This is a genomic window from Vibrio sp. T3Y01, assembly GCF_013114525.1.
GTDB classification, from domain to species: Bacteria; Pseudomonadota; Gammaproteobacteria; order Enterobacterales; family Vibrionaceae; genus Vibrio; species Vibrio chagasii_B.
Map to the genome: position 1 here is coordinate 205,076 of NZ_VTXJ01000002.1, position 24,990 is coordinate 230,065.

A 24,990-nucleotide genomic window follows, 5' to 3' on the forward strand; every position below is an offset into this window, starting at 1 on the left:
CTAGCACGCTGTGGCGTGAGCATGTTCGTGAATATTAGGGAATGAACTCCACAGCTTTTGGGTGTAGGAGTGCTGAGGGTTATTGCGAATCTCATAGGCTTGATTGACTTCAACTATCTTGCCATGACGCATAATGGCAATGCGGTCACACAGCTGGCTCATCAGGGCTAAATCGTGGGTGATAAACAGGATTGAGAAGCCGAATTCTTCTCTGAGTTGATGTATTTGTTGCAATATTTCTCGTTGAACGACGACATCCAAAGCCGTAGTTGGCTCATCCATGATGATCAGTTTGGGATTGAGCGCGAGAGCAATCGCAATCACTAATCGTTGACGCATACCGCCGCTAAATTGATGAGGGTATTCGGTCAGGCGATGGCGAGGAATATTCACTAGGTCGAGCAGCTTTTCTGCGCGGTCCTTGGCTTGTTCATCACTCATTCCTTTGTGGTGGCGTAGTACGTCAGCAAATTGTTCTTCGATAGTTAATACAGGGTTGAGTGAGTTCATGGCACTCTGGAACACCATGGCGATCTCACTCCAGCGTAATGTATTAAGCTGGCTGTCAGATAGTCTCAGTAGGTCTTGTCCATCAAAAAGTATTTGACCGCCAGAGATGAATGCGGGCGGCTTGTGAAGTCGGTTAATAGCAAATGCGATGGTGCTCTTGCCACAACCTGACTCGCCGGCCAGGCCAAAGATTTCTCCTTGCCCTATGCTAAAGCTGACGGACTTTACGGCATTGAAGTCACCGTCGTCGGTGATGTAGTCGACGCATAGATTCTTCACTTCAAGAAGCGGTGTATCTGGTTTTTCCATAGACATGATTGATACTCAGTTATGATATTGATAACCATTATCATTAGCATGTGTTGGATTTAGTGAAAGCGATCAGCGCAAAAACAATGAAGTGCCTCGAAATTTATCTTGGAGAATTTCAGGAATTTTCAGGGTAAAACAAGAAATGAGAGGGAGGAAAGTGAGAGTTGGATCAAACCACATTTCTTATGGGGAATCTTTTAAATGTAATGGCAGAAAATGGCTTTGGCAAAGTTTAAATGAGCTATTTATTAATTAGCTTTGTGAAGCGTCGGAATCATCACATTTCAGTGCAGAATTTCTTAACAAGCGAAATAGCATTTGCTACAGATTACCTGTCCATTACATGGTGCTTTTCGGAGGAAAACATGTCCATTAATTCTATCAACCATGATGAAATGACAAATATTGCAAACAAGTGGGATGCTGAAGAAGAAGTATCTTTCAAACCAGAAAAGAAAATGAAGTCCGCTGAAGCTCGTCGTCGTATCGAGGCTCTAAGAGAAATTAGAGAAAGCGGTTTGAGTCTGGAAGAAGCGAGGGAGCTGGGTCTTATTCACTAATATCCCCAATTGCATTTAAGAGGGTGGCTCAGTGCCACCCTTTGATTTATAAGTACTTTATTTACTGCCTACCCCATTCAAGCTGGTTTCCTAACTTTGTTTGGTCGCTATTCAATCGTATTACTCCTCTCTGTAACTCTCTTTCTACGTATAAAAACAGGCTGACGGCATACTCTTGAACTAAGTTGTTTGACAGCAATATGTGACGCCACTAATTTTAAAGGCAAAGCAAAAATATGCGATGTCATTGGTGAGGAGAAGGCTATGTCGAATTCTGTGGCTCAAGCTGAAGAAGTCTTGTTTTATGAACCAGAAGATCCGAATGGATATTTGTCTAATTTTGCCGCTTGTCCTATCAAAGTGGATGGTCAAGTTTGGGCAACCAGTGAACATTACTATCAGGCGATGAAGTTTGTTTCACCAGCACTTAGAAACATGATTCTTGAAGCCTGCACACCCGCAGAAGCATTTTCATTAAGCCGCCAATATGAAGACCAAGTTCGAGACGATTGGTACGATGTTCGTGTTGAGGTGATGCGTTTCATTGTCACCGAAAAGTTTAAACAGAACCCACAATTTGCTCTGTTCCTGACGGGAACTGGTGACTCAGTGATCAAAGAGCACTCACATAAAGACCCTTTTTGGGGGGATGGGGGAGACGGAAGTGGTGAGAACCATTTGGGTGAGATTCTAATGGCAGTACGCCAACAACTTCGTACCCAACAACTGCACTTGATCACATCACATTAAGCACACATTAAAAAGGCCGCTCTGGTTAGCTTGTATGCTAAAAACAGAGCGGCCTTTTGTATTTCTGTAGTTCCGGTATCCGAAGTCGCTAGAGTGCTCTAACGAGCCACAGATTGACGCTAGTACTATAAGTAACTTTGGACGATGTCATCGAGCTGCCCATCGTCTTTCATTTGGTCTAGGCGTTGGTTAATAAAAGTCTCGAGCTTAGGATCCATTTCTGGGTCGAAAGCTAAATGAATAGGGTAGTTGTTGATGATGGAACCAAAATCCTGCATTTGGTAATCATCAATGCTTAGCTTCTGTTCGTTGAGGTTGTATTTGATTCGTGATTCCATTTCGACAAACACAGTATCACCAGGTGCTCGGTTCAGGACACGAAACGCTGCGGTGTAATCTTTTACTCGGATCTCATTGAGCTTACCTTGTTGGATGTAAGGCTCTAAGTTTGGATATTCAAATCCCACCAGCAATACCACAGCCTTGCCATCTAAATCGTCAATCGTATTGAACTCGAACGGCTTTTTACCGCTACTCAGCAATACGTGTTTTACATTGTAAATTGGCTCTTCAGATAGGTTGACTGATTGGATGTTCCCCCAGCTAGGGCTGCCGTAAGTTACCCAATTTGGGTTCTCTCTCGCATCTAGCTTGTCAATCATTCGATTAAAAGGGTAGGTATGGTAGTTAATCTCGTACTGGCTATCGTCAAACACTGCTTCAACAATATCAGAAACGATTCCTCTGTGGGATGACCCGTCAGTTTCTATCTGAAAAGGTTGCGCTTGGCTCGCAATAATGTAGTAGTGAAGAGGCTCGCTTGATAAAGCATAACTGCTTGAAAACAAACTGACTATGGATGCAACGATAAGATGTTTTTTCATAACCTTCCCTAGTTATTTGATGAATGACTACTACTATACTAGTTGAGTAATTGTAGTTTACTAAGATAACAACATTGGTAATTTTTATATGGTGAAAAAAGGAAAACGCTATATTGGACTCTCTCGACAGTTGATCGGGGCCATCATTGCTATCAGTACCTTATTCACAGTTATAGTGACAGGTCTGGGGCTGTATGTGGAGTACCAAAATCGAGTTTCTTTTATTAGTTCTCAGATCGAACAGGTTAAAGCAGGCTACCTTTCTGGCTTGACGTCAAGTCTATGGGTTGAAGATCGTGCTCAGTTGTTTGTGCAAGCAGAGGGCATCTCCCGCCTTCCTTCGGTCAGTTATCTCCTTATCGAAAGCCCTGATGAAAAAATCTTAGAGCTTGGCAGCCCAACGACAGGGCAGTCATATTCTCAGTCATGGGAAATGGTGTATCAGATGGGGGGCAAAGACTTCCCACTGGCCACCCTCACGGTGCAATCCGATTTAAGTATGATCCTCAATGACTTCGAAGAACGAGTACTGTTGCTACTCGCTTTTGAAGCCGTGAAAATCTTTTTGCTGTCATTGGTCTCTTTGGCCATTGTTTATCGCTTGGTTGTCAAACGTTTAATGACCATGTCCTCTCAGATAAACGAGCAGCAAGTTGAAGACAATAAACCACGTTTTTTAACGCCAACCGACTCTACTTATAAAGATGAAATATCGACGTTGGAAAACAGCTACAACCAATCAATTGAACGCATTCGTCAACAGTATCAAGAGTTGATTAAAGCCAAAGAGACGGCTGAAGTTGCTAACCGCAACAAGAGTGAATTTTTGGCTAACATGAGCCACGAAATCCGCACTCCAATGAATGGAATTATCGGACTTTCGTCTCTGCTCTCAGAAATGGATATGCCGAAAGAGCAAAAAGAGTACGTCAACATGCTCAATACCTCTTCGTTAACTCTTCTAGACCTTATTAACGACATCTTGGATTATTCGAAAATTGAAGCGGGACGTTTAGAACTGCAACAAGAACCAATGAAAATGATGGGTATTGCAGCCGATGTTGAATCGACCTTCAGAGTGAAAGCCGAACAAAAAGGTTTACGATTCCAATTGGAGATAGACCCTAAGATCCCAACCATGGTGATCGGAGATGGAACCCAGCTCAGACAGGTACTGAATAACTTAGTCGGCAACGCCATCAAATTTACCGAGCGAGGTCATGTGACGCTTTCTCTTCGCTTAGAAAAAGTGATCGAGCCTGAGCAGAAGTTGAGAGTTCGATTTGAAGTTGCTGACAGCGGTATTGGTATCGCAGAAGATAAACAAAAATCGGTATTCGATAAGTTTCAGCAGGCCGACGGCAGCACCACTCGTATTTACGGCGGCACAGGATTGGGCCTGACCATATGCGATAAGATAGTGTCCTTAATGGGCAGCAAGCTTGAGCTAACCAGTATCGAAGGCAAGGGCAGTACCTTTTACTTTGTGGCTGACTTTGATCCGTGTTTGGAGCTCGACGAGAGTAATATCGATTTCAATAAGGTCTCGGTGTTGCTGGTGGATGATAGCCAACTTAACATGCGTATCACCTCGACACAGCTACAGTCTTTTGGTGTGTCCTCTACATGCTGTGAAACCGCAACCCAAGCGCTAGAGCTCGTTTCAGAGTCTGTCGAAAACGCTTCGCCTTACGACTTAGTGTTGATTGATAAAGTGATGCCTTCTATTGACGGGTTCCAGCTTGCAAGAAACCTGATAGAGCGCTTGGGCAAAGCCTGCCCTAAGCTAGTTATGATCTCTGCCGACCCTCGTAAGCAAGACGAAATGCATGCCAAACAAGTGGGTTTTATTGCCTACATTGCTCGCCCATATCAAGATAACCAGCTTAAGTGGACCATCTGTGAGGTATTAGCGAGATCGGCGGACACCTCGACCTTCACCTATCCAAACCGAGGTGAAGTCGCGTTTAAGGACAATGAGCCTGTACTAACCACTAAACCAGCGGTAGTGGCGAAAGAGAGCGTTAAGGCTGAAGAGTCTAAGCCTCAATCTGAAACTGGGTTGTTTAGCGGTAAAGTACTGGTAGTTGAAGACTCTAGAGTCAATCAGCAAGTTGCCAAGATGATGCTTAAGAAGCTTGGTTTTGAAGTGGATATTGCCGACAACGGTAAAGTCGGAGTCGATAAGTTTAAGCACAACGAATATCAAATGATCTTCATGGATTGTCAGATGCCAGTGCTCGATGGTTTTGAAGCGACAAAACAAATTAGAGCACTCGAAGAAGGGACGTCGAAACATATTCCTATTGTGGCGCTGACAGCTAACGTAGTGCAGAGAGATAAGCACTTATGTTTTGATGTGGGTATGGATGAGTTTTTACCTAAACCCGTGAATCAAGGTAAATTGAGAGAGATTGTCGCGAGTTTTTTGTCTGATAAAAGCGAACTAACAGGTGAAGGTGAACAGAAGATTGTTTAGTCCGCGCGCCATTAAATCTCATCGTGAGAACCCAAAACTCCGACCTAATCAGTCGGAGTTTTTGTATATGTGGGGTTATTCTTTCAACGGATGCGGCACTAGCCAATACTATCGATGTGAATCACTACTGAGTCTGGTCGCCAGTATTCCAATTCGCAGTCCATTAGCTCGCCATCTTGCTTGTAGTTCACACGGCAGATCTTCAGCACTGGCTGGCCCTCAGCCAAGTTTAGCGCCTTAGCGACATAGGCTGGGGCTGAAGTGGGAATGACATCAAAGCGCGAACGTTTGGTCTCATAGCCATACTTCTCTCTATAAATGCCTGTCAGCGACATGGTGAGGTTTTCCGACAATATTTTTTCGAACAGGGGCGCTTTCAATACGTTTTCAACGAACAGTACCGCTCTGCCATCAATAAAGCGTAATCGCTCGATCACGTGTATTGGCGTTATCTGTTCTATTTCTAATGCTTTGGCGTAATCGCCTGCCGCCATCTCTGTGCGAGTGCTCAGTAGCCGTGTTTCTGCGATACGGTCTTGCTCGCGAATCATTTGATGAAAGTGAGAACGAGACAGTGGGTTGTAGCGAATACGTTCGGGTGACACATACCAGCCTCGGCGCTCCTCTCTGTATATCAGACCTTCAGTTTCTAACGACACCAATGCATCTTTGAGCGTGATTCGTGTGGTGGAAAACAGTTCGCTGAGCTCTCGTTCGGATGGCAGTTTTTGCCCCTCGGTGAAGATACCTGATTGAAGTTGTTCTCTGATGCTCGCCTTAATTCTACCTAGCTGTGTCCCTGATTGCGCTGTTGCCAATGTTCTCATTACTGATCTAGTCCATAAGTTCGTGTGCTCAATAAGGTAAACCATGGAGTTAACAGGAATGTGACAGTAAACAAAGGCTTACTGTCATATGAGTGAAATATAACTGCCACGAAAATGCACCCTAACTGTCAAATAAGTTGCGCGAAAGCGTCACACTCTGGCGATAGCATACAAAACGAACTTACTGACCTAGTCCAGAGGGATAGAGACAATGAAAACTTTGCTTAGCCGTTCAACTGTATCGCCAGCCAAACTGATTGGTTCACCTGCAAAATTAATCGGCGCAACGCTAATAACGGCAACACTTTCAATGCCAGCGATGGCGAAGGATGCTGATCTTGAGTCACTGATTGAGGCCGCTCAAAAAGAGGGTGCGGTTTACAGTGTGGGCATGCCAGACAGTTGGGCAAACTGGAAAGGCACATGGGCTGATCTGAAAGCGAGCTACGGTTTGAAGCATCAAGATACAGACATGAGCTCGGCACAAGAGATCTCGAAATTTGAAGCAGAGAAAAGAAACGCAACCGCAGATATCGGTGATGTTGGTTTCGCCTTTGCACGTGTTGCGGTGAAGAAAGACGTAACACAGCCATACAAGCCAACCACTTGGAATGACATTCCTGACTGGGCGAAAGATAAAGATGGTCACTGGGCTCTGGCTTATACGGGCACTATCTCGTTCATCTCAAACAACAACCTTGTTGAAGATGCACCAAAATCTTGGAGCGACCTACTTGAAGGCGACTACAAAGTCACTGTTGGTGACGTAGGCGTAGCAGCGCAAGCAAACAACGCGATTCTCGCGGCGGCATTTGCTAATGGCGGTGATGAGTCGAACTTAAAACCGGCGATTAAATTCTTTGGTGAGCTAGCGAAGCAAGGCCGCCTATCTTACACCGATCCAAGCATTGCGAACCTTGAAAAAGGTGAAGTGGAAGTAGCGATCATGTGGGATTTCAATGCACTGAACTACCGTGACAAGATTGACCGTGAGCGCTTTACTGTAAATATCCCACAAGATGGTTCAGTGATCTCTGGTTACACCACCATCATCAATAAATACGCAAAGAACCCGAATGCAGCGAAGCTAGCTCGTGAATACATCTTCAGCGACCAAGGCCAGATCAACCTAGCAGAAGGTTACGCACGCCCAATCCGTAGCAACGTGACGCTACCTCAATCAGTACAAGACAAGCTGATCTCGAACGAGCAATACAGCAACGTTCATCCCGTCACTGACTTCTCAGCATGGGAAAAATCAGCACGTCGTCTGCCGCGCCAATGGCAAGAAAGCGTCTTGATTCACCAGCAGTAATCCATATTCAAAACAAGCAACAGAGAATAGACCATGAGCAATAAGGTTATCCTTGTTGTTCTAGATGGACTGAATTATCAGGTAGCCCGTGATTGCATGGGCTACCTGAACGGTCTTCTAGAACTGAGTGATCTTCATGAAAAACAAGGCGATTCGCTAAACATGAGCACGCAGAAAAACAAGCTGCGCGCGACGCTTTACCCAATGCAGTGCGAGCTGCCGTCCATGTCACGTCCGTTGTATGAGTGTATCTTAACTGGAGTCCGCCCCTTTGAGAGTGGCATCGTTAACAATCAAATCGTGCGTTTGTCGAATCACGAGTCGATCTTTAGCTTGGCTAAATCGCAGGGCAAAGTGACGGCTGCAGCCGCATATCACTGGGTGAGCGAGTTGTATAACCGAGCACCGTTTGACGCTGTCCGTGACCGATTTACCAACGACGAAACCATGAATATTCAACATGGCTGTTTCTATCACTGGGACCACTACCCAGATGAAGCCTTGTTCTTGGATGCAGAGCACTTGCGTGTCACTCATCAGCCGGACTTCTTACTGATTCACCCAATGAACATTGACGACATGGGTCACAAGCACGGGTTGGACTCTCGCCAATACCGCAATAGTGCACGTGGCGCGGATATTTACCTATCGAACTACCTTGAGAAATGGGTTGACGATGGTTATCAGGTGATCATCACCAGTGACCACGGCATGAACAATGACTTATCGCACGGTGGCATTCTGCCTGAAGAACGTGAAGTGCCATTCTTTGTGATTGGCGATAAGTTCACACACCAAGCCTGTTCAGTGAAACAGACTGATATTTGCGGCAGTGTGTGTCAGCTACTCAACCTTGAACACGATAAATCTTACACTCAGGAATTGTTGGCCCTATGAGCAGTTCTGTAATCACGCAGAGCGATGGCTCTGCCCTTAAACCTCAAACCAAATCTTGGTTCAAACGCTTCAAGCCCGCTTTGTGGCTTGCGCCTTTCGCCCTGTTTTTCTATCTGTTTCAGCTGGCCCCTATGGTTTGGGTGCTGATCAACAGCTTCTTCTACGACGATGAGTTTTCCTTAGAAAACTATTCTGAAATATTCGACTCTGCTTTTATGATGCAGGCCTTTGGCAACAGTTTATGGTTGTCTATTTGGTCGAGTATTGTCGGCTTGGCGATTGCGACTCTGCTCGTTTCTTCATTGCGTCGCGTTGATTCTAAAATCCGCGATGCGGTGATTGCTTTCACTAACATGAGCAGCAACTTCTCTGGCGTACCTTTGTCGTTCGCCTTCATCATCATCTTAGGCACTAACGGTGCAATCACCTTATTGCTCAAGCAGTACGGATTGTTGGGGGACTTCGACTTGTACGGCAAGTGGGGCTTACTGGCGATTTACATCTACTTCCAGATTCCACTGGCGGTGTTGTTGCTGTATCCAGCGTTTGATGCCCTTAGCGACGACTGGCAAGCTGCCTCAGCACTGCTTGGTGCGAAAACCTGGCAATATTGGACCAAAGTTGCGCTTCCTGTGCTGTCTCCGGCCTTATTTGGCACCTTCATCATCTTGATTGCTAATGCGATTGGCGCGTATGCAAGCGTGTATGCGTTGACCTCGGGTAACTACAACGTGATTACGATTCGTATCGCGAGCTTGGTATCGGGCGATTTGTTCCTAGAACCTAATCTAGCTGCGGCGATCTCCGTGATTCTGATGGCGATGCTGGCCTTCATCACTGTGATTAACCAATGGCTGATCAGCAAAAGCTACGCAGGGAAGAGAAAGTAATGAATATTGTAAATACTCACTTTCATAAAACCGTGGTCTATTCGATTGTCGGCATCATGATGATCCCGATCTTAGCGACCTTTATCTACTCGATCTCTTCTCGTTGGGGCGCAACGATCCTGCCGGATGGCTTCACGTTAGATTGGTACATCAACCTGTTGACCGATCCTCGCTTCTTACAAGCCTTTGGTCGTTCACTGTTTATCTGTGTGGCGGCGCTGTCATTGAGTGTGGTGTTGGTTCTGCCTGCGATTTTCGTGGTGTTTTACTATTTCCCGAAGCTCGACAAGGTGATGAATATCCTGATCTTATTGCCATTCGCTGTGCCACCCGTGGTGTCGTCGGTTGGCTTGCTTCAGCTATATGCCGATAGTGAAATTTCCTTGATAGGCACACCGTGGATCTTGATTGGTACTTACTTCACCATCGCGCTGCCATTCATGTATCGCGCGATTGCCAACAGCTTTGAAGCGATCAACCTGCACGACTTGATGGACGCGGCACACTTGCTCGGCGCAAGAACCACCAAGGCGTTCTTGTTGATTATTCTGCCAAACCTTAAGAAAGGCTTAATGGCGTCGCTGTTCTTGTCGTTCTCGTTCCTATTGGGCGAGTTCGTGTTTGCCAATATCTTGGTGGGTACACGTTACGAGACGCTGCAAATCTACCTATACAACATGCGTCAAACCAGTGGCCACTTCACGTCAGCCCTTGTGATGACGTACTTCCTGTTTATTTTCTTACTGACTTGGTTGGCAAGTCGTTTCAGCCAGGGAACCAAATAATGAGCTATGTAAATGCGAAAAACCTCACCAAGCGTTTTGGTGACAACACAGTATTTGAAGACATTGAATTCTCCATCGAGAAAGGTGAATTCATCACGCTACTTGGCCCGAGTGGCTGCGGTAAGTCAACGTTGCTACGTAGCTTAGCAGGCCTAAATCCGGTCGATGGTGGCGAGATTTGGGTGAATGGTGAAGAGATCACTCATCAAGTACCGCAAGAGCGTGGCATCGGCATGGTGTTTCAATCTTATGCGTTGTTCCCGAATATGACGGTTGAGGGTAACATTGCGTTTGGCCTTAAGATGAAAAAGCTTGCTGCTGATGAGATAAAGCGCGAAGTGGCGAAAGTGATTGGGCTGGTGGATTTAACGGGCAAAGAGAAGTTCTACCCGCATCAGTTATCTGGCGGTCAGCGTCAGCGTGTGGCTTTGGCAAGAGCCTTGGTGGTCAAGCCGCGTATTCTATTGCTCGATGAGCCACTTTCAGCGCTGGATGCGAAGATTCGTAAACATCTGCGCCAACAGATCCGAGACATTCAAAAAGAGATGAATCTGACCACGATCTTCGTGACTCACGATCAAGAAGAAGCGATGATCATGTCTGACCGTATCTTCTTGATGAATAAAGGCGAGATCGTGCAAGCGGGAACACCTGAAGAGATCTACACTCAACCAGCCAATGAGTTTGTGGCAGGGTTCATGGGACACTACAACTTGGTACAAGCGAACAAGGCTAAGCAGCTGTTTAATATTGAAACCGAGTGGAAAGTGGCGATTCGACCTGAATCTATCTACGTTAAAGAGCAAGGTCGACAATATGGCGAACATATCTCTGCGCCGAAAACCGGCACCATTCGTAACCACCAGCTGTTGGGCAACGTGATTCGCTACCAAGTGGATGTCGATGAGTGCGAGCTAACGGTCGACCTACTTAACCGTTCTTCTGAACGACTATTGGCAAATGGCAGCCAACTTGAACTCCTGTTTAACCTGAACGAAATTCAACCTGTGAGAGCCTAAGATGTTCAAACCTTTGTATGTATTTGATATGGACGAAACGCTGATCAACGCTGATGCAGCGATGCTCTGGAATGAATTCTTGGTTGAAAAGGGCATAGCTACAGCACCGAACTTTATTGAAGAAGACCAGCGCTTAATGGGCTTGTATTCGGAAGGTAAGCTGAACATGGAAGACTACCTTGCGTTCGCCATGCATCCACTGGCCGACATGCCAACTGAGCAAGTCAGCGCTTTGGTTGAAGAGTGTGTTGAGCAGCATATTTTACCTAAGCAGTTCAAACAGTCGAAACCCTTGATAGAGCAGCTGGAGCGTGACGATATCGACATGTTGATCATCTCGGCGAGCGTCACTTTCCTAGTAGAAGCAGTGGGTCGTAAGATTGGTATCGAGAACGCACTCGGTATCGATTTGGTCGAAAACCAAGGCCGCTTTACTTCTCAAATATTAGGCGTGCCAAGCTATCGAGAAGGTAAAGTTACCCGTTTGAAAGAGTGGTTAGACAATCAAGAAACTAACTACTCAGACATTCACTTTTATACAGATTCAATCAACGACTTACCTTTGTGTGAACACGCTGATTTTGCGTACCTAGTGAATCCATGCCCGCGTTTGAAAGCATTGGCCGATCAACCGAATTGGTCGATTTTAAACTGGGATTAACGTGAATCCTATATTCGAATTAGCTTCGTTTTAGAACTTATCAAGCCGCTGACTACAGCGGCTTTTTGTTTGCCAGTGAATGAGATTTGGTGGAATTCTCTAATCTGTACTTTCCATTGAAAATCTCACATGTAACAACTTAATAACATCTCTTGCTTGATTGTAAATCAAACCACCATCTTTCAATCCCTTGATAGCGCTCACTTTCTTGTTACTAGAGATTGCGTGTAACAAATATTTTACAATTTGACGGATTTTTAGCGTGATTGCCCATTTCTCTCCATCCATTCCAATCTGTCAGCTTGTGAGCCAAATTTAATTAAGGACAAAAAACACACAACCATTTCATAAAAAACGTAACACAAGACCGATAGGTACAAGGAGAAAGTTCATGGTGGAGTCATACAACCCGCTTGGTACGGATGGATTCGAGTTTGTTGAATACACAGCTGTCGACCACAAGGGAATTGAGCAACTTAAAGCGCTGTTTGTGTCACTTGGTTTTGCCGAGATTGCTAAGCACCGTTCAAAAGAGGCTTGGCTTTATCGACAAGGTGACATCAACTTTATCGTCAATGAACAACCACACAGCCAAGCTGAAGCGTTCGCTAAAGTTCACGGCCCATCGGTGTGTGGCATGGCGTTTCGTGTTAACGATGCAACCACGGCAATGACGCAGGCGTCTAGCGGCGGTGGTGAAGAGTACAAGACCGAAATCGGGCCAATGGAGCTGAGCATTCCTGCTATTTACGGTATTGGTGAAAGTTTGCTTTATTTCGTAGACCGTTACGGCAAGCAGAGCATCTATGATGTTGATTTCCGATTCTATGACGATGCGGAAGAGCGCATGGCAAAAGCTGATGTAGGCCTCTACGAGATCGACCACCTTACGCACAACGTGAAACAAGGCAATATGGATCTGTGGTCTGGTTTTTATGAGCGTATCGGTAACTTCCGCGAGATTCGTTACTTTGACATCGAAGGTAAGCTGACAGGCCTTGTGAGCCGCGCAATGACCTCCCCATGCGGCAAAATCCGCATCCCAATTAATGAGTCTTCAGACGATAAATCACAAATTGAAGAGTTCATTCGCGAATACAACGGTGAAGGCATCCAGCACATAGCGCTTGCTACGGATGACATCTACAAAACAGTGAAAACTCTGCGTGATCGCGGCATGGACTTTATGCCAACTCCAGATACTTACTATGAGAAAGTCGATGAGCGCGTTAAAGGCCATGGTGAAGACACTGATCTGCTGCGCGAACTGCGTGTTCTGATTGACGGCGCACCGACTAAAGACGGCATCTTGTTGCAAATTTTCACACAGACGGTTATTGGGCCTGTGTTCTTTGAAATCATTCAGCGTAAAGGCAATGAAGGCTTTGGTGAAGGTAACTTCAAGGCGCTGTTTGAATCGATTGAAGAGGACCAGATTCGTCGAGGAGTATTAGACGATGCATAAATGGATCTCGTTTCCTCATCGGGAGGGTGTGTGCTCTAAACAAGCGCATGCTGATTTCCCCGAAGAGGCTATCTATGAGCGAGAGGCGGGCCGAAGTGGTTTCTTCGGCCCTGCCGCTCACTTTCATCACCAACATGCGCCAACAGGTTGGTCAGAGTGGGAGGGCGACTTACGCCCTCGCGCTTTTGATTTTACGCTGGTGGAAAAAGCCAGCCAGATAACCCCTTGGGCGGTGCCTCATCTTTTGCACAACGCGGACTGCAAAATTCGTGTATGGCGTATGGATGAGAAGATGGATTTCTTGGTACGTAACTCCGATGGCGATGAGCTACTGTTCATTCACCAAGGCAGCGCTGATCTCTATTGCGATTATGGTCATTTAGAGGTGAGTGAAGGGGATTACGTGATGATCCCGCGCTCGACTAATTGGCGCTTGGAGCCAAGTGAGCCGATGTTCATCTTGATGATTGAGAACACCGACGCGGCTTATTCCTTGCCAGAGAAGGGCATGGTCGGCAATCACGCGGTGTTTGATCCAGCGGTTCTTGAAATCCCGTCGATCAACGATCAATTCCGCGCTCAGTATTCAGAAGATCAAACTCAAGTTCAGGTGAAACGTCACGACAAAGTCAGCGTGATCACTTATCCGTTCAATCCTTTAGATGCAATTGGCTGGCATGGTGATTTGGCTGTGGTAAAAGTGAATTGGCGCGATATTAGACCGCTGATGTCACATCGTTACCACTTGCCACCGTCTGCACACACGACCTTTGTTGGCGCAGGCTTTGTGGTGTGTACCTTTGTGCCGCGCCCGATTGAGAGCGATCCAGGCGCATTGAAAGTGCCGTTTTACCACAACAATGATGATTACGACGAAGTGCTTTTCTATCACGCAGGGGACTTCTTCAGTCGCGACAATATTGAAGCGGGCATGGTGACTTTTCACCCTGTGGGTTTCACTCATGGACCTCACCCGAAAGCCTTTAAGGCTGGGCAAGCGTATAAGAAAAAATTCACCGACGAAGTGGCTGTGATGATTGATACCCGCCACGCGCTGCAGTTCTCTGACGAACTCGACAGTGTTGAGAACAAAGAATATGTCTACAGTTGGCAAGAGAAGTAAGGGGCAACAAGGATGAAATTAGCAACCAAGAAAAATGGTACTCGCGATGGTCTGTTGATGGTCGTGAGTAGAGATCTCAAACAGTGTGTGCCAGCGACGGAGATTTTTCACGCGATGCATCTGGCGCCAACAATGCAAGTCGCCTTGGATAACTGGGACAGTGTGGCATCTCAGTTAGAGGAGCTATACAACTCACTCAACACTGGCCATGTGACAGGCAGTGAAGTGTTTGCACCTCAATATTGTGAATCGCCTCTGCCACGTGCTTATCAATGGGCAGATGGCAGCGCGTATGTAAACCACGTTGAGCTGGTGCGTAAGGCTCGTGGCGCTGAAATGCCAGAAAGCTTCTGGGTTGACCCGCTCATGTATCAGGGTGGCTCAGATGCCTTTATTGGCCCTCGTGACAACATTGAATTTGCCAGTGACGAGTGGGGTATCGATTTCGAGGGTGAAGTCGCGGTGGTTACCGGAGATGTGCCAATGGGTGCCAGTGCCAAGCAAGCGCATGATTCGATTCGTCTGCTAATGTTGGTGAATGATGTGTCGCTGCGTGGTTTGATTCCGGCTGAGCTCGCCAAGGGCTTTGGTTTCTTCCAGTCTAAGCCCTCTTCAGCGTTCTCTCCGGTTGCCGTTACGCCTGATGAGTTGGGGGAACATTGGAAAGGCAGTAAGGTGCACCTGCCACTGACTTCAACCTACAATGACCAGCCTTTTGGTTGTCCAAATGCTGGTGTGGATATGACTTTCAATTTTGCTGAGTTGGTTGTGCATGCTGCGAAAACTCGACCACTGTCTGCAGGGGCAATCATTGGCTCGGGTACTGTGTCCAATAAACAAGGTACTGACCACGGCACCTCAATTGCCGAGGGCGGCGTAGGCTATTCATGCATTGCTGAAGTACGCATGATAGAGACGATTCGTGATGGTAAGCCTTCAACTCAATTTATGTCGTTTGGTGATTCGATTCGTCTAGAGATGTTCGATGCCGCTGGTGACTCGATCTTTGGCGCGATTGACCAAAAAGTCAGTCAATATCGACTGCGCTAATTACAATGACAAGAGTAAAACTGCAGAGAAGCACGTTATGAACGAGGGCTCTTTATGAACAAGAAGGTCACACTCTATGGTTATTGGCGATCTTCGGCTGCCTATCGAGTGCGTATTGGCTTGAACCTAAAGCAACTTAGCTATGAGTCGAAATCGGTACATTTGGTGCGTAATGGCGGCGAGCAGCATGATCCACTATATCGCGAGCTCAATGCCAGTGAATTAGTGCCAGTGCTGGTGGATGGTGATGTTCAACTCAATCAGTCGCTGACGATCTTGCAATACTTGGACGAAAACTATTTGTGTGAGAGCAGCCCAGACTCCTTGTTGATTCCTGAGCAAACACCACTACGTTATCAAGCGTTGGCGATGGCTCAGGATATTGCGATAGAAATTCATCCTCTGAACAATCTGCGCGTGTTGCAGTATTTGGAGCGAGAATTGTCGTGCGAACAAGAAGCAAAAATGGAATGGCTTCACTATTGGATGAGCCAAGGGTTCCGTGCATTAGAAGAGAAACTGGCTAAACACAGAAAAGCGCACGGCGACTCGGTATATAGCCTCACGGATTCACCCTGTATCGTCGATATTTGCTTAGTGCCGCAAGTTTACAATGCGCTGCGCTTTGACCTCGATATGTCGCCTTATCCGCTGATTAACTCGATTGTTGCAGCGTGTAACCAGTTGCCTGCGTTTATTGATGCGATGCCGGAGAATCAGGCGGATGCGAACGTATAGCTCAGATTAAGCCCCAACGGTTATTAAGAGTAGAAAGCCCTCCACGATGTTCATTCGTGGAGGGCTTTTTTGTTTCAAGTTTAAAGCGAAATCACACGCTTGATCTCATCGAGCACATCCGCATTGGCTATCGCGCCGAGGTTCTCAACGGGTTTACCATTCACGATCTGTTTCACGGCCAGCTCAACTAGTTTTCCTGAGCGTGTTTTTGGTACGTCGCTGATAGTAAAAATTTGGCTTGGTACATGCCTAGGTGAACAAGAGGATTTGAGCTTGTGCTTAATGGCGGCCAATAGCGTTTCATTGAGAACCACACCTTGCTGCAGTTGAACGAACAACCAAATCTGCTCATTGCGGTCGACGTCTTTACCGACGGCGATGGAGTCGATGATGCCCTCAATGGTGTTCACTTGTTGGTAGATCTCAGCAGTACCAATACGCACACCACCAGGGTTGAGCGTGGTGTCGCCTCGCCCGTAGAACAGATAACCGCCATGCACGCTCTGTGCGACCTCGTCACCGTGATGCCATACATTGTCGAACCTGTCCCAATAAGTGCTGTGATAGCGCTCTCCGGTGTCATTCCAGAAGCCAACTGGGAAATTGGGGAGGGAATTTGTACACACCAGTTCACCACGTTCGTGATCGACTTTATGACCCGTTGAATTGAAAACCTTGATGTCGACGCCAAGCCCTGCCTGTTGGCATTCGCCGCGATACACCGGCGAGATAGGATTACCTAACACAAAGCATCCGCAAATATCCGTGCCGCCAGAAATGGATGCTAAATGTAGGTCTTGCTTGATGTGTTTGTAAACGAAATCAAACTGCTCTGGGTAAAGCACTGACCCAGTTGAACACAGTGTCCTCAAATGAGGCAGAGAGTGGCTGTCGATAGGCGAGACTTCAGCCTTCTCAATCGCTTCTAGATACTTGGCTGAGGTACCAAACAGCGACACATCGGCGCGCTGTGCCAAGTCCCACAGCACATTAGGTTGCGGGTAAACAGGGCTGCCATCAAAGATCACCAAACAAGCTCCGCTGGCGAGTGCAGAGACGTGCCAGTTCCACATCATCCAACCACATGTGGTGTAGTAGAAAACGCGATCGTTCTGCTTAACATCGCTGTGCAGTTGATGCTCTTTTAGGTGGTTAATGATGGTGCCACCAACAGAGTGCACTATGCACTTTGGCTTACCTGTGGTTCCAGAAGAGTAGAGCACAAACAGCGGCTCATTGAAGCCGATACGCACAAATCGAACAGGCTGTGGCTGGTAATGATTGATGATGTTGTTCCAGCTTTGCAGCGACACGTCATGCTCAAAATCATTCTTTTTTAAATAGCCGATCTGACACACTTGTTTTAGCTCGCTGAGATGTTCAATGATGGCGCTGTTCTTGTCTGCCATATCAAATGTTTTACCATTGAAGGTGTAACCATCGCAGGTGAATAGCACTTTGGGCTTCACTTGGCCGAATCGCTCAATCACACTCTCAACGCCAAAATCAGGCGAGGTTGACGTCCAAGTCGCCCCTAAGCTGGTGGTTGCGAGCATGGCGATCACGGTTTGTGGTAGGTAGGGCGTATACGCAGCAACCACATCACCTTGCCTTACGCCGCTATCAACAAGCCATTGCTGAACGTTGGACACAGCCTCACATAGGGCTTTCCATGTGTAGCTCTGCTGCTCACCACGCTCATTCTCAAACCAAATTGCGTGCTCGTCAGGCATGGTTTGCGCGAAGCGCAGCAAGTTCTCGGCGTAGTTTACTTGCGCATTCGGAAACCAAGCTGCATCACGATTGGATTTAGGTTGCTGCCAGCGGCTCTCACCTTGGGTTTTGATGTCATCCCCTTGCGAGCCAACCACTCCACAAAACTGCCACACGTTTTGCCAAAACGACTCAGGCTGATCCACCGACCATTGATGGAGTTCGGCGTAGCTTTGTATGCCTCTATCTAGGTTTAAATCAGACAGATCAAGGGTGTCGATAAATCGGGTTAAGTTGGCATCAGCGATACGCTGATCGCTTGGCTGCCAAACTGGCTTGTTGCTTTCGTACATTCCTTTACCTTTAACAAAAACTTAACGATTTCAGTCTGGTATGAAGGTTTTACAAAGTCAAAAGATCAGTGAAATAAGGCTTTGATATATTTATGTAAATAAAATGTTACATAAAGGGCTGTTTCGAAAAATAGCGTAAATTTGGCGCTTACAATGAGTGGGGATAGGCTTAAAGGGAGACATTCGAAAGGAGGTACGTAATGACTCAATATCATTCTAAGCCCGTGAGCCAAGAGGGATGGGTTGAGTGGAGCCTCGAAGAAGACGCCATTTGGCACGACTTGGTGAAAAGGCAACTGGACGTCATTGATGATCGCGCATGTGAAGCTTATTTGCATGGATTGACGCTGCTTGATCTGCCATTAGGCAGAGTTCCTCAACTCCCTGAGATAAACAAAGTTCTAAAGGAAACAACAGGTTGGCAAGTACAGCCCGTACCTGCGTTGATCGATTTCGACCGTTTCTTTGATTTGCTCGCCAATAAGCGATTCCCTGTAGCAACATTTTTGAGAACGCGAGACGAGTTTGATTACCTACAAGAACCAGATTTCTTTCATGAAATTTTTGGTCACTGTGCCATGCTCACTAACCCTGATTTTGCCGCTTTCACTGAGCAATATGGAAAGCTAGGCCAAGCAGCCACCTCTAAACAGCGAGGTTACCTTGCCCGTTTGTATTGGTTTACGGTTGAGTTCGGATTAGTAAAAGAGGGAGATAAATTGAAAATCTACGGCGGCGGCATTCTCTCTTCTCCAGCAGAAACTAACTATGCGCTGGAAGGGGACTTGGCCGTTCGTGAGCGTTTCGATTTACAAACGGTGCTAAGAACCCCTTATCGCATCGACATCATGCAACCGAAATATTATGTGATTAATGATCTGGCTGAGCTATTTCAAATCAGTCAAGAAAACCTGTTACAGCAAGCTGATCTCGCAATTGAAGCGGGGTTACTACCACCACTTTTTGAACCTAAGGAACCGACACATGTTGAATGAATTAAAATGCGAAGCCTGCAGTATTGACGCGATTGCCCTGAGTAAAGATGAGCAGCAGTCTCTTTTGTTGGAGTTGTCTGACTGGCAAATCATGGAAAGAGACGGTATTCCGCAGCTTGAGAAGGTGTACAAATTTAAAAACTACAAGCAAGCATGGGCATTCAGCAACAAAGTGTCAGAGTTGGCAGAAGAAGAGTTCCATCATCCTTCTATCTTATTAGAGTGGGGCAAAGTTACCGTCACTTGGTGGAGCCACTCAATCAAAGGCCTGCACAAAAATGACTTCATCTGTGCCTCACGCTGTGATGTGTTCTCGGTGAGTGAATAGTCTTTCTGGGCTGGAGAAGTACTTCTCCAGCCTCAATGATTTGAATATCCCATTATTCGGCTCACTTTGTGATTTGAATAATAACCTTAAACACCTCATAATGTGATTTGAATAAGTGATATTTTCGCATCATGGGGCGTAATATGTGGATTTGGCAGCAAGATAATTGGCCAAACTTTGTTTGGGATAATCAGAGAATAGGCGTGAGGTTAAGAGAAGTTCGGCTTAATCAGGGCATTTTATTGGGCAAGATTACCTCTCAATCTGCAGACCAAACGCAAACAATGCTCGATACTTTGCTAGCGAACATTGTCCACTCCAGTGCGATAGAAGGAGAAAAGCTGAATGCCTTCTCTGTTCGTTCTTCTTTAGCCAACAAACTTGGCGTGAGTGAAGAGCGACCTTTTCCTACGACAGAGCAAACCGATGGCCTAGCTGAAATTATGTTGGATGCGGTGCAGAACCTAACAGAGCCACTAGCGCTTGATAGGATCTTACATTGGCACGATAGACTGTTTCCTCAAGGCTACACCATGTTTAACCCTGTAGTTGGAGGTCAGCTACGAGGTGACGCTCCGATGCAAGTGGTATCAGGAAGAATTGACCGTCCAACCGTGCACTTTGAAGCGCCTAGCCGAGACATTCTTGATGTTGAGCTAGATACATTTATCACATGGTTTAATGATTCACTTACCGACGCTACACTCGATCCCTTACTTAGAGCTGCGATAACTCACCTTTGGTTTATCACCTTACACCCGCTAGATGATGGTAATGGTCGTATTACTCGATTGTTGACCGACTTGGCGTTAGCACAAGCAGAGAAGCAATCGGTACGTTTCTATGCGATGTCGGTGGGGATACTTGCTAATCGCAAACATTATTACGAGATATTGGAGCGAACCCAGAAAGGGGGACTCGATATCAGCGATTGGTTGATGTGGTTTTTAGATACATTAGACGAGACGTTTACAGGAGTTTTTTCTGAGGTCGACCAAACCGTTTATAAGACCAATTATTGGCGAAGTGTAGATCAAACTAAGCTTACTGTAGAGCAAGTGAAAGTGCTTAATAGAATGCTTGATGGTGATTTTTCTGAAGGTATCAATGCTAGTCAATATAAAAAGGTAGCGAAGGTGAGTAGTGCCACAGCAACACGTCATTTGAGCGCTTTGACTGAGAATGGCTGCTTAGTTAAATCTGGTTCTGGTGGCAGAAGCACCCGCTATCTGTTGCCGAAGTAGGGTTTAGGCCTTTGATGCATCTCAGGGCTAGTTCGACCTGCCTATTAGCGACCACATAACTCTGCTCCGCTTTCAATTTCGTGTGTGAGAAATCTATAAATATCAAAAGAATAATGTTATGCAACGGATGTTCTATATTGGTATTATGGATACTTTGATAAGCGTGATTATTCGAGTTAAATTATGCAGTTAGATGAATATATTAAAGAAACGTTAGTGCAGATAGTAAAAGGCGTGAATGATGCTGCTCAAGAGGTGTCTTCGTTAGGTGGCACTGTTAATCCTCATGCAACGTTTATTGATGCTGTTTTTGATGTACACCCTGAAAAGCCGCCAAAGCAAACTATTAAATTTGATATAGCAATCCAAGTAAAAGAAAGCACTGATGTTGATGCTAGCGCAAAAGCCAAATTATCAGTTTTCTCTATCGGAGGCGGTATTAAAAACTTAGATGAATCAAATATTGCTCATAGAGTAACTTTTGAAGTTCCTTTAGACCTCCCTTGCCAAGCTTTTAGTAATGTAGAGTAAGCGTGTTAGTTATGCTGCTGTCTTTCTAAAAATGCGAACCATTGACCATACAAAGATAACATTCCCCCCTACTTTTTATATTGTAATGGCCTCTTTACCCAAACGCAATTTCCAAACCTAGCTTGACCTGCATCAGCGACTTGCTTGGTTTCTTGTCTCATAAATCCTTTCTACTACTCATAGTATTGGTTTTATGAGGCTGCTCTATGATATATTTCTCGGCCAAGTGTATTACAGACGAAGGCGACTAATGTCTATCAACCTTTCACTCCTTCCACCCAGCGAGAAAAACAAAATCGAACTGGATAAGCAGGCATCGTTTCTAGTATGGAAATTGAAGCAGGCTAAATGTGGCCCTGAAGCCATTGTTGAAGAAGCAATGAAGCTCGGTGACCCAGATGAAAAGGCGTGGTTTGAACAGTCTGTAGAAAAATACAAACGAGTAATGGGCGTCGCATAACCGCAGACAAACCTTGCTCAGCAAAGCTGTAGAATTGAAATGACACAGTAATTTGCTAGAATTTGCCCCGTTAATTGAATCAGAGAGAAGATCCCGATGGGAAGAAGTTTTGAAGTGCGCAAAGCCTCAATGGCTAAAACTGCTGGCGCAAAAATTAAAGTTTATTCCAAATACGGTAAAGAAATTTACATGTGTGCGAAGAATGGTGGTTCAGATCCAGACATGAACCTGTCGCTAAAGCACCTTATTGCTAAAGCGAAGAAAGACCAAGTTCCTGCACACGTTATCGACAAAGCGATCGACAAAGCAAACGGCGGCGGTGGTGAAGACTACGCTCCAGCTCGTTACGAAGGCTTTGGCCCAGGCGGCACAAGCGTAATCGTTGACTGTCTAACTGACAACGGCAACCGTACTTTCCAAGACGTTCGCCAATGTTTCGTTAAAACTGGCGCGAAAATCGGTGTTGAAGGTTCTGTTTCTCACATGTTCGCTCACCAAGCTGTATTCCAGTTCAAAGGTGAAGACGACGAGATCATCCTAGAAACACTAATGATGGACGACGTAGACGTAACAGACGTTGAGCTAGAAGATGGCGTAATCACTGTATTCGCTCCAACAACTGAGTTCTTCAAAACGAAGACTGCACTAACTAACGCGTTCCCTGAGCTAGTTCTAGATGTTGAGGAAATCACTTTCGTTCCTCAAACTATGACGCCGGTAGCGGAAGAAGATTCTGAGAAGTTCCAGAAGTTCTTAGACATGCTTGACGACTGTGATGATGTTCAGCAGGTTTACCACAACGCTGAGCTGTAATTTTTACAGTGACAACAGTTAATAAAAAACCGAGCCTAGTGCTCGGTTTTTTTATGCTTTTAGTATTGATCAAGCCTTGATCATCGTTCCGTATTTTTGCCACCAAAGAGCCCGTTTATACAGCACTGATTAGCAAAGCGTGCGCGGGCGACAAATCCACTCAGATAGCTTTCGAACCAAAGGGAGCACTGTCAGGTTCAGCACAATGGCACACGGCCAAGCAAGAAAGAAGCTTTGTAACCAGATTGGCGGCCAATCGTGGCTGAATCCCATCTTATAGCCAGAAATTAACCCAGACATGATGGTTGCCATGGTGAGGGAGGATAAAATCGCGGTTACCCAAAATTGTTTTTTGCTCATATATGTTTCTCCCGTGATTTTCTGTAACTGATGAGATAAGGTTACAACTATCCATTAATGAGAAAAATAGGCATAAATAGAAGTATGAATTCCATATTCGGAAACATTGACGATCTATTCCTGTTTTGTACTGTGGTTGAAGAGGGCTCGTTGCTGTCGGCATCGAAGCGGCTTCAACTGCCTGTGTCGACCATGTCACGCCGGTTAACCGCTTTAGAAGAGCGTTTGAGCATCCGCTTGCTAGAAAAGAAGGGCAGGGAGCTTGTAGCGACGAAAGATGGTGAGGCGGCCTTTGCAGCGCTGAGCAGTTGTATGGAGTCCCTTCATCAAGGCTTTAGTAGCCTGCTTGAAGAGCGCGACGCTATTCAAGGCAAGATAAAACTCGCCGTGCCTCATAATTTCTATAGTGGTTTTCTTCGCCCGACTGTCGAGCAATACCTTACTCAATATCCAAATGTGCAGCTCAATCTGATTTTGAGCCAGCAGCAAGTTGTGCCTCAAACCGATCGCGATTTGTTGATCACATTTCAGATTTCCGACATGGACGGCATGATCGCTCGACCATTGTTTAGAGCGAAACATGGCTTTTTTGCGAGCCAAGCCTATTTAGAATCACGTGGGCCGATCGTTAAACCGGAAGATCTCGAACATCAAGACTGGATTAACGTTGATGATGTGTTTGATATGCCGCTCTACAAAGCGGGTCACTTGGAACAGATGGTGACGATCAAACCCAAGTTTATTGTGAACGATATTCATGCGGTCGCGGCGGCAGCGCAAAAGGGGCTGGGTATCGCTTCGCTGCCTTTTCGTCATGTGTATCCGGAAATGAATCTGGTTCAAGTGCTCCCTGAGTACCATCGGGGTGATCGCCAAGCGTATTTAGTGTACAAAGAAAGAAAATATCAGCCGAAGGCTTTAACTCTGCTTATTGAGGCGTTAATTAAAAGCGTTCAGTCGTTCCATAGCGATGAGCTGAGTTAAACAAAAGGAGAAAGAAATGAAAGTAAGTTTTATCGGGTTAGGCGTTATGGGTTTCCCAATGGCAGGACACCTAGTCAAAGCCGGTTTCGAGGTAACGGTATTTAACCGTACTCACAGCAAAGCATTGGACTGGGCTGAAAAACACCAAGGTAAAGCCGCTGAGAGCGTTGCTGAGTGTGTGGCAGAAGCTGATGTTGTGTTGGTTTGTGTGGGTAACGATGATGACGTACGCAGCATGACAACCAGCGAAACAGGTGCATTGGCCGCGATGAAGCCAAACGCGATTCTTGTTGATCACACGACAACCTCTGCAATCCTTGCCGAAGAGCTTGAAGTAGCTGCGAAGCAAGCAGGTGTTCGCTTTATGGATGCACCAGTGTCTGGTGGCCAAGCGGGCGCAGAAAACGGTGTGCTAACTATCATGTGTGGTGGTGAGCAAGAGCTATTCAACGACCTTCAACCTGTATTTGAAGCTTACGGTAAATCGTCAGTTCTGATGGGTAAAGTAGGCCAAGGCCAACGCGCGAAAATGGTTAACCAGATCTGCATCGCGGGTGTGTTGAACGGCTTATCTGAAGGCTTAGTGCTTGCTGAGAAATCAGGCTTGGATATCCCAACTCTGGTTGATTGCCTTAAAAACGGCGCTGCTGGTTCGTGGCAGATGGAAAACCGCGCTACGACAATGGCGCAAGACAAGTTTGATTTCGGCTTCGCCATTGACTGGATGATCAAAGACTTAGGTTTCTGCCTAGATGAAGCTGAGCGCCAAGGCATTCAACTTCCATTGACGGAGAAGACCAACAACGCATACAAGGCTCTGTCTGCACAAGGTGAAGGCCGCATGGATACCTCTGTATTGATGAAAGCTGTGGTTGAAGAGACAAAGAATTAGAAAGATAGAAACTTCGTTTAGATAACTAAAAATAGCCGCTAATCAGTGGCTA

At 46.1% G+C, this 24,990-nt stretch carries 27 protein-coding genes; 21 read left to right on the top strand and 6 right to left on the bottom strand.

Translation table 11 applies throughout. From position 1 onward, the window contains the following. Complete coding sequence (locus tag F0232_RS03395) at window positions 1–825, bottom strand: ABC transporter ATP-binding protein (protein ID WP_105058622.1); 825 nt, start codon at window positions 823–825, stop codon at window positions 1–3. Between the two features lie 362 nt (window positions 826–1,187). Between F0232_RS03395 and F0232_RS03400 the strand changes: the two genes are divergently transcribed. After that, window positions 1,188–1,382 carry a PA3496 family putative envelope integrity protein gene (locus F0232_RS03400; RefSeq protein WP_004736928.1) on the top strand — a complete coding sequence of 65 codons (195 nt, stop codon included), beginning with the start codon at window positions 1,188–1,190 and terminating at the stop codon, window positions 1,380–1,382. A gap of 189 nt (window positions 1,383–1,571) precedes the next feature. Further along, window positions 1,572–2,132 (top strand): NADAR family protein, encoded by a 561-nt coding sequence (locus F0232_RS03405; protein WP_105058623.1) that lies wholly within the window; start codon window positions 1,572–1,574, stop codon window positions 2,130–2,132. Between the two features lie 125 nt (window positions 2,133–2,257). Here the strand turns inward: F0232_RS03405 and F0232_RS03410 are convergent, their stop codons facing one another. Beyond that, on the bottom strand, window positions 2,258–3,016 hold the full coding sequence (locus tag F0232_RS03410) for an ABC transporter substrate-binding protein (protein WP_061033988.1): 759 nt from the start codon (window positions 3,014–3,016) through the stop codon (window positions 2,258–2,260). 88 nt (window positions 3,017–3,104) lie between these two features. On the opposite strand from F0232_RS03410, the gene F0232_RS03415 reads away from it, so the two are divergent. Beyond that, on the top strand, window positions 3,105–5,495 hold the full coding sequence (locus F0232_RS03415) for a response regulator (protein WP_105058624.1): 2,391 nt from the start codon (window positions 3,105–3,107) through the stop codon (window positions 5,493–5,495). A gap of 98 nt (window positions 5,496–5,593) precedes the next feature. On the opposite strand, the gene F0232_RS03420 is transcribed toward F0232_RS03415, so the two are convergent. Next, entirely contained in the window at window positions 5,594–6,322 is a 729-nt protein-coding gene (locus tag F0232_RS03420; RefSeq protein ID WP_061033990.1) for a UTRA domain-containing protein, read from the bottom strand. Window positions 6,323–6,533: 211 nt separating this feature from the next. Here F0232_RS03420 and F0232_RS03425 point away from each other — a divergent pair, with 211 nt between their 5' ends. Genes F0232_RS03425 through F0232_RS03450 form a run of 6 tightly spaced genes read left to right on the top strand, consistent with a single transcriptional unit; the run spans window position 6,534 to window position 11,889 of the window. Next, window positions 6,534–7,637, top strand: a complete 1,104-nt coding sequence (locus F0232_RS03425) for an ABC transporter substrate-binding protein (protein WP_061033991.1) — start codon at window positions 6,534–6,536, stop codon at window positions 7,635–7,637. A 33-nt stretch (window positions 7,638–7,670) separates the two neighbouring features. Then, the gene (locus F0232_RS03430; RefSeq protein WP_105058625.1) at window positions 7,671–8,534 is read left to right on the top strand and encodes an alkaline phosphatase family protein; all 864 of its coding nucleotides are present in this window, start codon (window positions 7,671–7,673) and stop codon (window positions 8,532–8,534) included. Beyond that, the gene (locus F0232_RS03435; RefSeq protein WP_105058626.1) at window positions 8,531–9,424 is read left to right on the top strand and encodes an ABC transporter permease subunit; all 894 of its coding nucleotides are present in this window, start codon (window positions 8,531–8,533) and stop codon (window positions 9,422–9,424) included. Before F0232_RS03430 ends, F0232_RS03435 begins: the two co-directional genes overlap by 4 nt. Further along, window positions 9,424–10,209, top strand: coding sequence for an ABC transporter permease (locus F0232_RS03440; protein ID WP_171750667.1), 786 nt, complete (start codon window positions 9,424–9,426; stop codon window positions 10,207–10,209). The genes F0232_RS03435 and F0232_RS03440 overlap by 1 nt, the downstream gene beginning before the upstream one ends. Then, window positions 10,209–11,228, top strand: a complete 1,020-nt coding sequence (locus F0232_RS03445) for an ABC transporter ATP-binding protein (protein WP_122081402.1) — start codon at window positions 10,209–10,211, stop codon at window positions 11,226–11,228. Before F0232_RS03440 ends, F0232_RS03445 begins: the two co-directional genes overlap by 1 nt. A gap of 1 nt (window position 11,229) precedes the next feature. Beyond that, the gene (locus tag F0232_RS03450; protein WP_171750668.1) at window positions 11,230–11,889 is read left to right on the top strand and encodes an HAD family phosphatase; all 660 of its coding nucleotides are present in this window, start codon (window positions 11,230–11,232) and stop codon (window positions 11,887–11,889) included. Window positions 11,890–11,988: 99 nt separating this feature from the next. On the opposite strand, the gene F0232_RS25000 is transcribed toward F0232_RS03450, so the two are convergent. Continuing rightward, window positions 11,989–12,177, bottom strand: a complete 189-nt coding sequence (locus F0232_RS25000) for a hypothetical protein (protein WP_116871114.1) — start codon at window positions 12,175–12,177, stop codon at window positions 11,989–11,991. A 103-nt stretch (window positions 12,178–12,280) separates the two neighbouring features. Here F0232_RS25000 and hppD point away from each other — a divergent pair, with 103 nt between their 5' ends. Genes hppD through maiA form a run of 4 tightly spaced genes read left to right on the top strand, consistent with a single transcriptional unit; the run spans window position 12,281 to window position 16,265 of the window. Continuing rightward, the gene (hppD, locus tag F0232_RS03455) at window positions 12,281–13,354 is read left to right on the top strand and encodes a 4-hydroxyphenylpyruvate dioxygenase (RefSeq protein ID WP_004736942.1); all 1,074 of its coding nucleotides are present in this window, start codon (window positions 12,281–12,283) and stop codon (window positions 13,352–13,354) included. After that, window positions 13,347–14,477, top strand: coding sequence for a homogentisate 1,2-dioxygenase (locus tag F0232_RS03460; RefSeq protein ID WP_171750669.1), 1,131 nt, complete (start codon window positions 13,347–13,349; stop codon window positions 14,475–14,477). The genes hppD and F0232_RS03460 overlap by 8 nt, the downstream gene beginning before the upstream one ends. Window positions 14,478–14,489: 12 nt before the next feature. Further along, complete coding sequence (locus F0232_RS03465) at window positions 14,490–15,527, top strand: fumarylacetoacetate hydrolase family protein (protein WP_171750670.1); 1,038 nt, start codon at window positions 14,490–14,492, stop codon at window positions 15,525–15,527. Window positions 15,528–15,581: 54 nt separating this feature from the next. Then, on the top strand, window positions 15,582–16,265 hold the full coding sequence (maiA, locus tag F0232_RS03470) for a maleylacetoacetate isomerase (protein ID WP_171750671.1): 684 nt from the start codon (window positions 15,582–15,584) through the stop codon (window positions 16,263–16,265). An 80-nt stretch (window positions 16,266–16,345) separates the two neighbouring features. On the opposite strand, the gene F0232_RS03475 is transcribed toward maiA, so the two are convergent. Then, window positions 16,346–18,331 carry an acetoacetate--CoA ligase gene (locus tag F0232_RS03475; protein ID WP_171750672.1) on the bottom strand — a complete coding sequence of 662 codons (1,986 nt, stop codon included), beginning with the start codon at window positions 18,329–18,331 and terminating at the stop codon, window positions 16,346–16,348. 200 nt (window positions 18,332–18,531) lie between these two features. On the opposite strand from F0232_RS03475, the gene phhA reads away from it, so the two are divergent. The 6 genes from phhA (at window position 18,532) to F0232_RS03505 (ending at window position 22,702) form a co-directional block, all read left to right on the top strand. Continuing rightward, window positions 18,532–19,326, top strand: coding sequence for a phenylalanine 4-monooxygenase (gene phhA / locus F0232_RS03480; RefSeq protein WP_171750673.1), 795 nt, complete (start codon window positions 18,532–18,534; stop codon window positions 19,324–19,326). Then, entirely contained in the window at window positions 19,316–19,654 is a 339-nt protein-coding gene (locus tag F0232_RS03485; RefSeq protein WP_116871108.1) for a 4a-hydroxytetrahydrobiopterin dehydratase, read from the top strand. Before phhA ends, F0232_RS03485 begins: the two co-directional genes overlap by 11 nt. A 143-nt stretch (window positions 19,655–19,797) precedes the next feature. Next, entirely contained in the window at window positions 19,798–20,898 is a 1,101-nt protein-coding gene (locus F0232_RS03490) for a Fic family protein (RefSeq protein ID WP_171750674.1), read from the top strand. A 183-nt stretch (window positions 20,899–21,081) separates the two neighbouring features. Then, entirely contained in the window at window positions 21,082–21,429 is a 348-nt protein-coding gene (locus F0232_RS03495) for a hypothetical protein (protein ID WP_171730308.1), read from the top strand. Window positions 21,430–21,679: 250 nt separating this feature from the next. After that, window positions 21,680–21,889 carry a DUF3283 family protein gene (locus F0232_RS03500; protein ID WP_004736949.1) on the top strand — a complete coding sequence of 70 codons (210 nt, stop codon included), beginning with the start codon at window positions 21,680–21,682 and terminating at the stop codon, window positions 21,887–21,889. Between the two features lie 96 nt (window positions 21,890–21,985). Next, window positions 21,986–22,702 (top strand): YebC/PmpR family DNA-binding transcriptional regulator, encoded by a 717-nt coding sequence (locus F0232_RS03505; RefSeq protein WP_017072329.1) that lies wholly within the window; start codon window positions 21,986–21,988, stop codon window positions 22,700–22,702. A 129-nt stretch (window positions 22,703–22,831) separates the two neighbouring features. On the opposite strand, the gene F0232_RS03510 is transcribed toward F0232_RS03505, so the two are convergent. Next, complete coding sequence (locus tag F0232_RS03510) at window positions 22,832–23,062, bottom strand: DUF2798 domain-containing protein (protein ID WP_081324508.1); 231 nt, start codon at window positions 23,060–23,062, stop codon at window positions 22,832–22,834. 84 nt (window positions 23,063–23,146) lie between these two features. Here F0232_RS03510 and F0232_RS03515 point away from each other — a divergent pair, with 84 nt between their 5' ends. Further along, window positions 23,147–24,046 carry a LysR family transcriptional regulator gene (locus F0232_RS03515; protein ID WP_171750675.1) on the top strand — a complete coding sequence of 300 codons (900 nt, stop codon included), beginning with the start codon at window positions 23,147–23,149 and terminating at the stop codon, window positions 24,044–24,046. 16 nt (window positions 24,047–24,062) lie between these two features. After that, window positions 24,063–24,938: an NAD(P)-dependent oxidoreductase gene (locus tag F0232_RS03520; RefSeq protein WP_171750676.1), complete on the top strand. Its 876-nt coding sequence runs from the start codon at window positions 24,063–24,065 to the stop codon at window positions 24,936–24,938. Window positions 24,939–24,990: the final 52 nt, after the last annotated feature.

Bases quoted from the DNA above. Each gene is read 5' to 3' on its own strand.
- F0232_RS03420 (WP_061033990.1), bottom strand. From the start codon at position 6,322: ATGAGAACATTGGCAACAGCGCAATCAGGGACACAGCTAGGTAGAATT.
- F0232_RS03400 (WP_004736928.1), top strand. From the start codon at position 1,188: ATGTCCATTAATTCTATCAACCATGATGAAATGACAAATATTGCAAAC.
- F0232_RS03395 (WP_105058622.1), bottom strand. From the start codon at position 825: ATGTCTATGGAAAAACCAGATACACCGCTTCTTGAAGTGAAGAATCTA.
- F0232_RS03495 (WP_171730308.1), top strand. From the start codon at position 21,082: ATGCAGTTAGATGAATATATTAAAGAAACGTTAGTGCAGATAGTAAAA.
- F0232_RS03410 (WP_061033988.1), bottom strand. From the start codon at position 3,016: ATGAAAAAACATCTTATCGTTGCATCCATAGTCAGTTTGTTTTCAAGC.
- phhA (WP_171750673.1), top strand. From the start codon at position 18,532: ATGACTCAATATCATTCTAAGCCCGTGAGCCAAGAGGGATGGGTTGAG.
- F0232_RS03430 (WP_105058625.1), top strand. From the start codon at position 7,671: ATGAGCAATAAGGTTATCCTTGTTGTTCTAGATGGACTGAATTATCAG.
- F0232_RS03425 (WP_061033991.1), top strand. From the start codon at position 6,534: ATGAAAACTTTGCTTAGCCGTTCAACTGTATCGCCAGCCAAACTGATT.
- F0232_RS25000 (WP_116871114.1), bottom strand. From the start codon at position 12,177: ATGGATGGAGAGAAATGGGCAATCACGCTAAAAATCCGTCAAATTGTA.
- F0232_RS03460 (WP_171750669.1), top strand. From the start codon at position 13,347: ATGCATAAATGGATCTCGTTTCCTCATCGGGAGGGTGTGTGCTCTAAA.
- F0232_RS03450 (WP_171750668.1), top strand. From the start codon at position 11,230: ATGTTCAAACCTTTGTATGTATTTGATATGGACGAAACGCTGATCAAC.
- F0232_RS03440 (WP_171750667.1), top strand. From the start codon at position 9,424: ATGAATATTGTAAATACTCACTTTCATAAAACCGTGGTCTATTCGATT.
- F0232_RS03485 (WP_116871108.1), top strand. From the start codon at position 19,316: ATGTTGAATGAATTAAAATGCGAAGCCTGCAGTATTGACGCGATTGCC.
- F0232_RS03415 (WP_105058624.1), top strand. From the start codon at position 3,105: ATGGTGAAAAAAGGAAAACGCTATATTGGACTCTCTCGACAGTTGATC.
- F0232_RS03475 (WP_171750672.1), bottom strand. From the start codon at position 18,331: ATGTACGAAAGCAACAAGCCAGTTTGGCAGCCAAGCGATCAGCGTATC.
- F0232_RS03510 (WP_081324508.1), bottom strand. From the start codon at position 23,062: ATGAGCAAAAAACAATTTTGGGTAACCGCGATTTTATCCTCCCTCACC.
- F0232_RS03435 (WP_105058626.1), top strand. From the start codon at position 8,531: ATGAGCAGTTCTGTAATCACGCAGAGCGATGGCTCTGCCCTTAAACCT.
- F0232_RS03505 (WP_017072329.1), top strand. From the start codon at position 21,986: ATGGGAAGAAGTTTTGAAGTGCGCAAAGCCTCAATGGCTAAAACTGCT.
- F0232_RS03445 (WP_122081402.1), top strand. From the start codon at position 10,209: ATGAGCTATGTAAATGCGAAAAACCTCACCAAGCGTTTTGGTGACAAC.
- F0232_RS03520 (WP_171750676.1), top strand. From the start codon at position 24,063: ATGAAAGTAAGTTTTATCGGGTTAGGCGTTATGGGTTTCCCAATGGCA.
- F0232_RS03490 (WP_171750674.1), top strand. From the start codon at position 19,798: ATGTGGATTTGGCAGCAAGATAATTGGCCAAACTTTGTTTGGGATAAT.
- F0232_RS03515 (WP_171750675.1), top strand. From the start codon at position 23,147: ATGAATTCCATATTCGGAAACATTGACGATCTATTCCTGTTTTGTACT.
- F0232_RS03500 (WP_004736949.1), top strand. From the start codon at position 21,680: ATGTCTATCAACCTTTCACTCCTTCCACCCAGCGAGAAAAACAAAATC.
- F0232_RS03465 (WP_171750670.1), top strand. From the start codon at position 14,490: ATGAAATTAGCAACCAAGAAAAATGGTACTCGCGATGGTCTGTTGATG.
- hppD (WP_004736942.1), top strand. From the start codon at position 12,281: ATGGTGGAGTCATACAACCCGCTTGGTACGGATGGATTCGAGTTTGTT.
- maiA (WP_171750671.1), top strand. From the start codon at position 15,582: ATGAACAAGAAGGTCACACTCTATGGTTATTGGCGATCTTCGGCTGCC.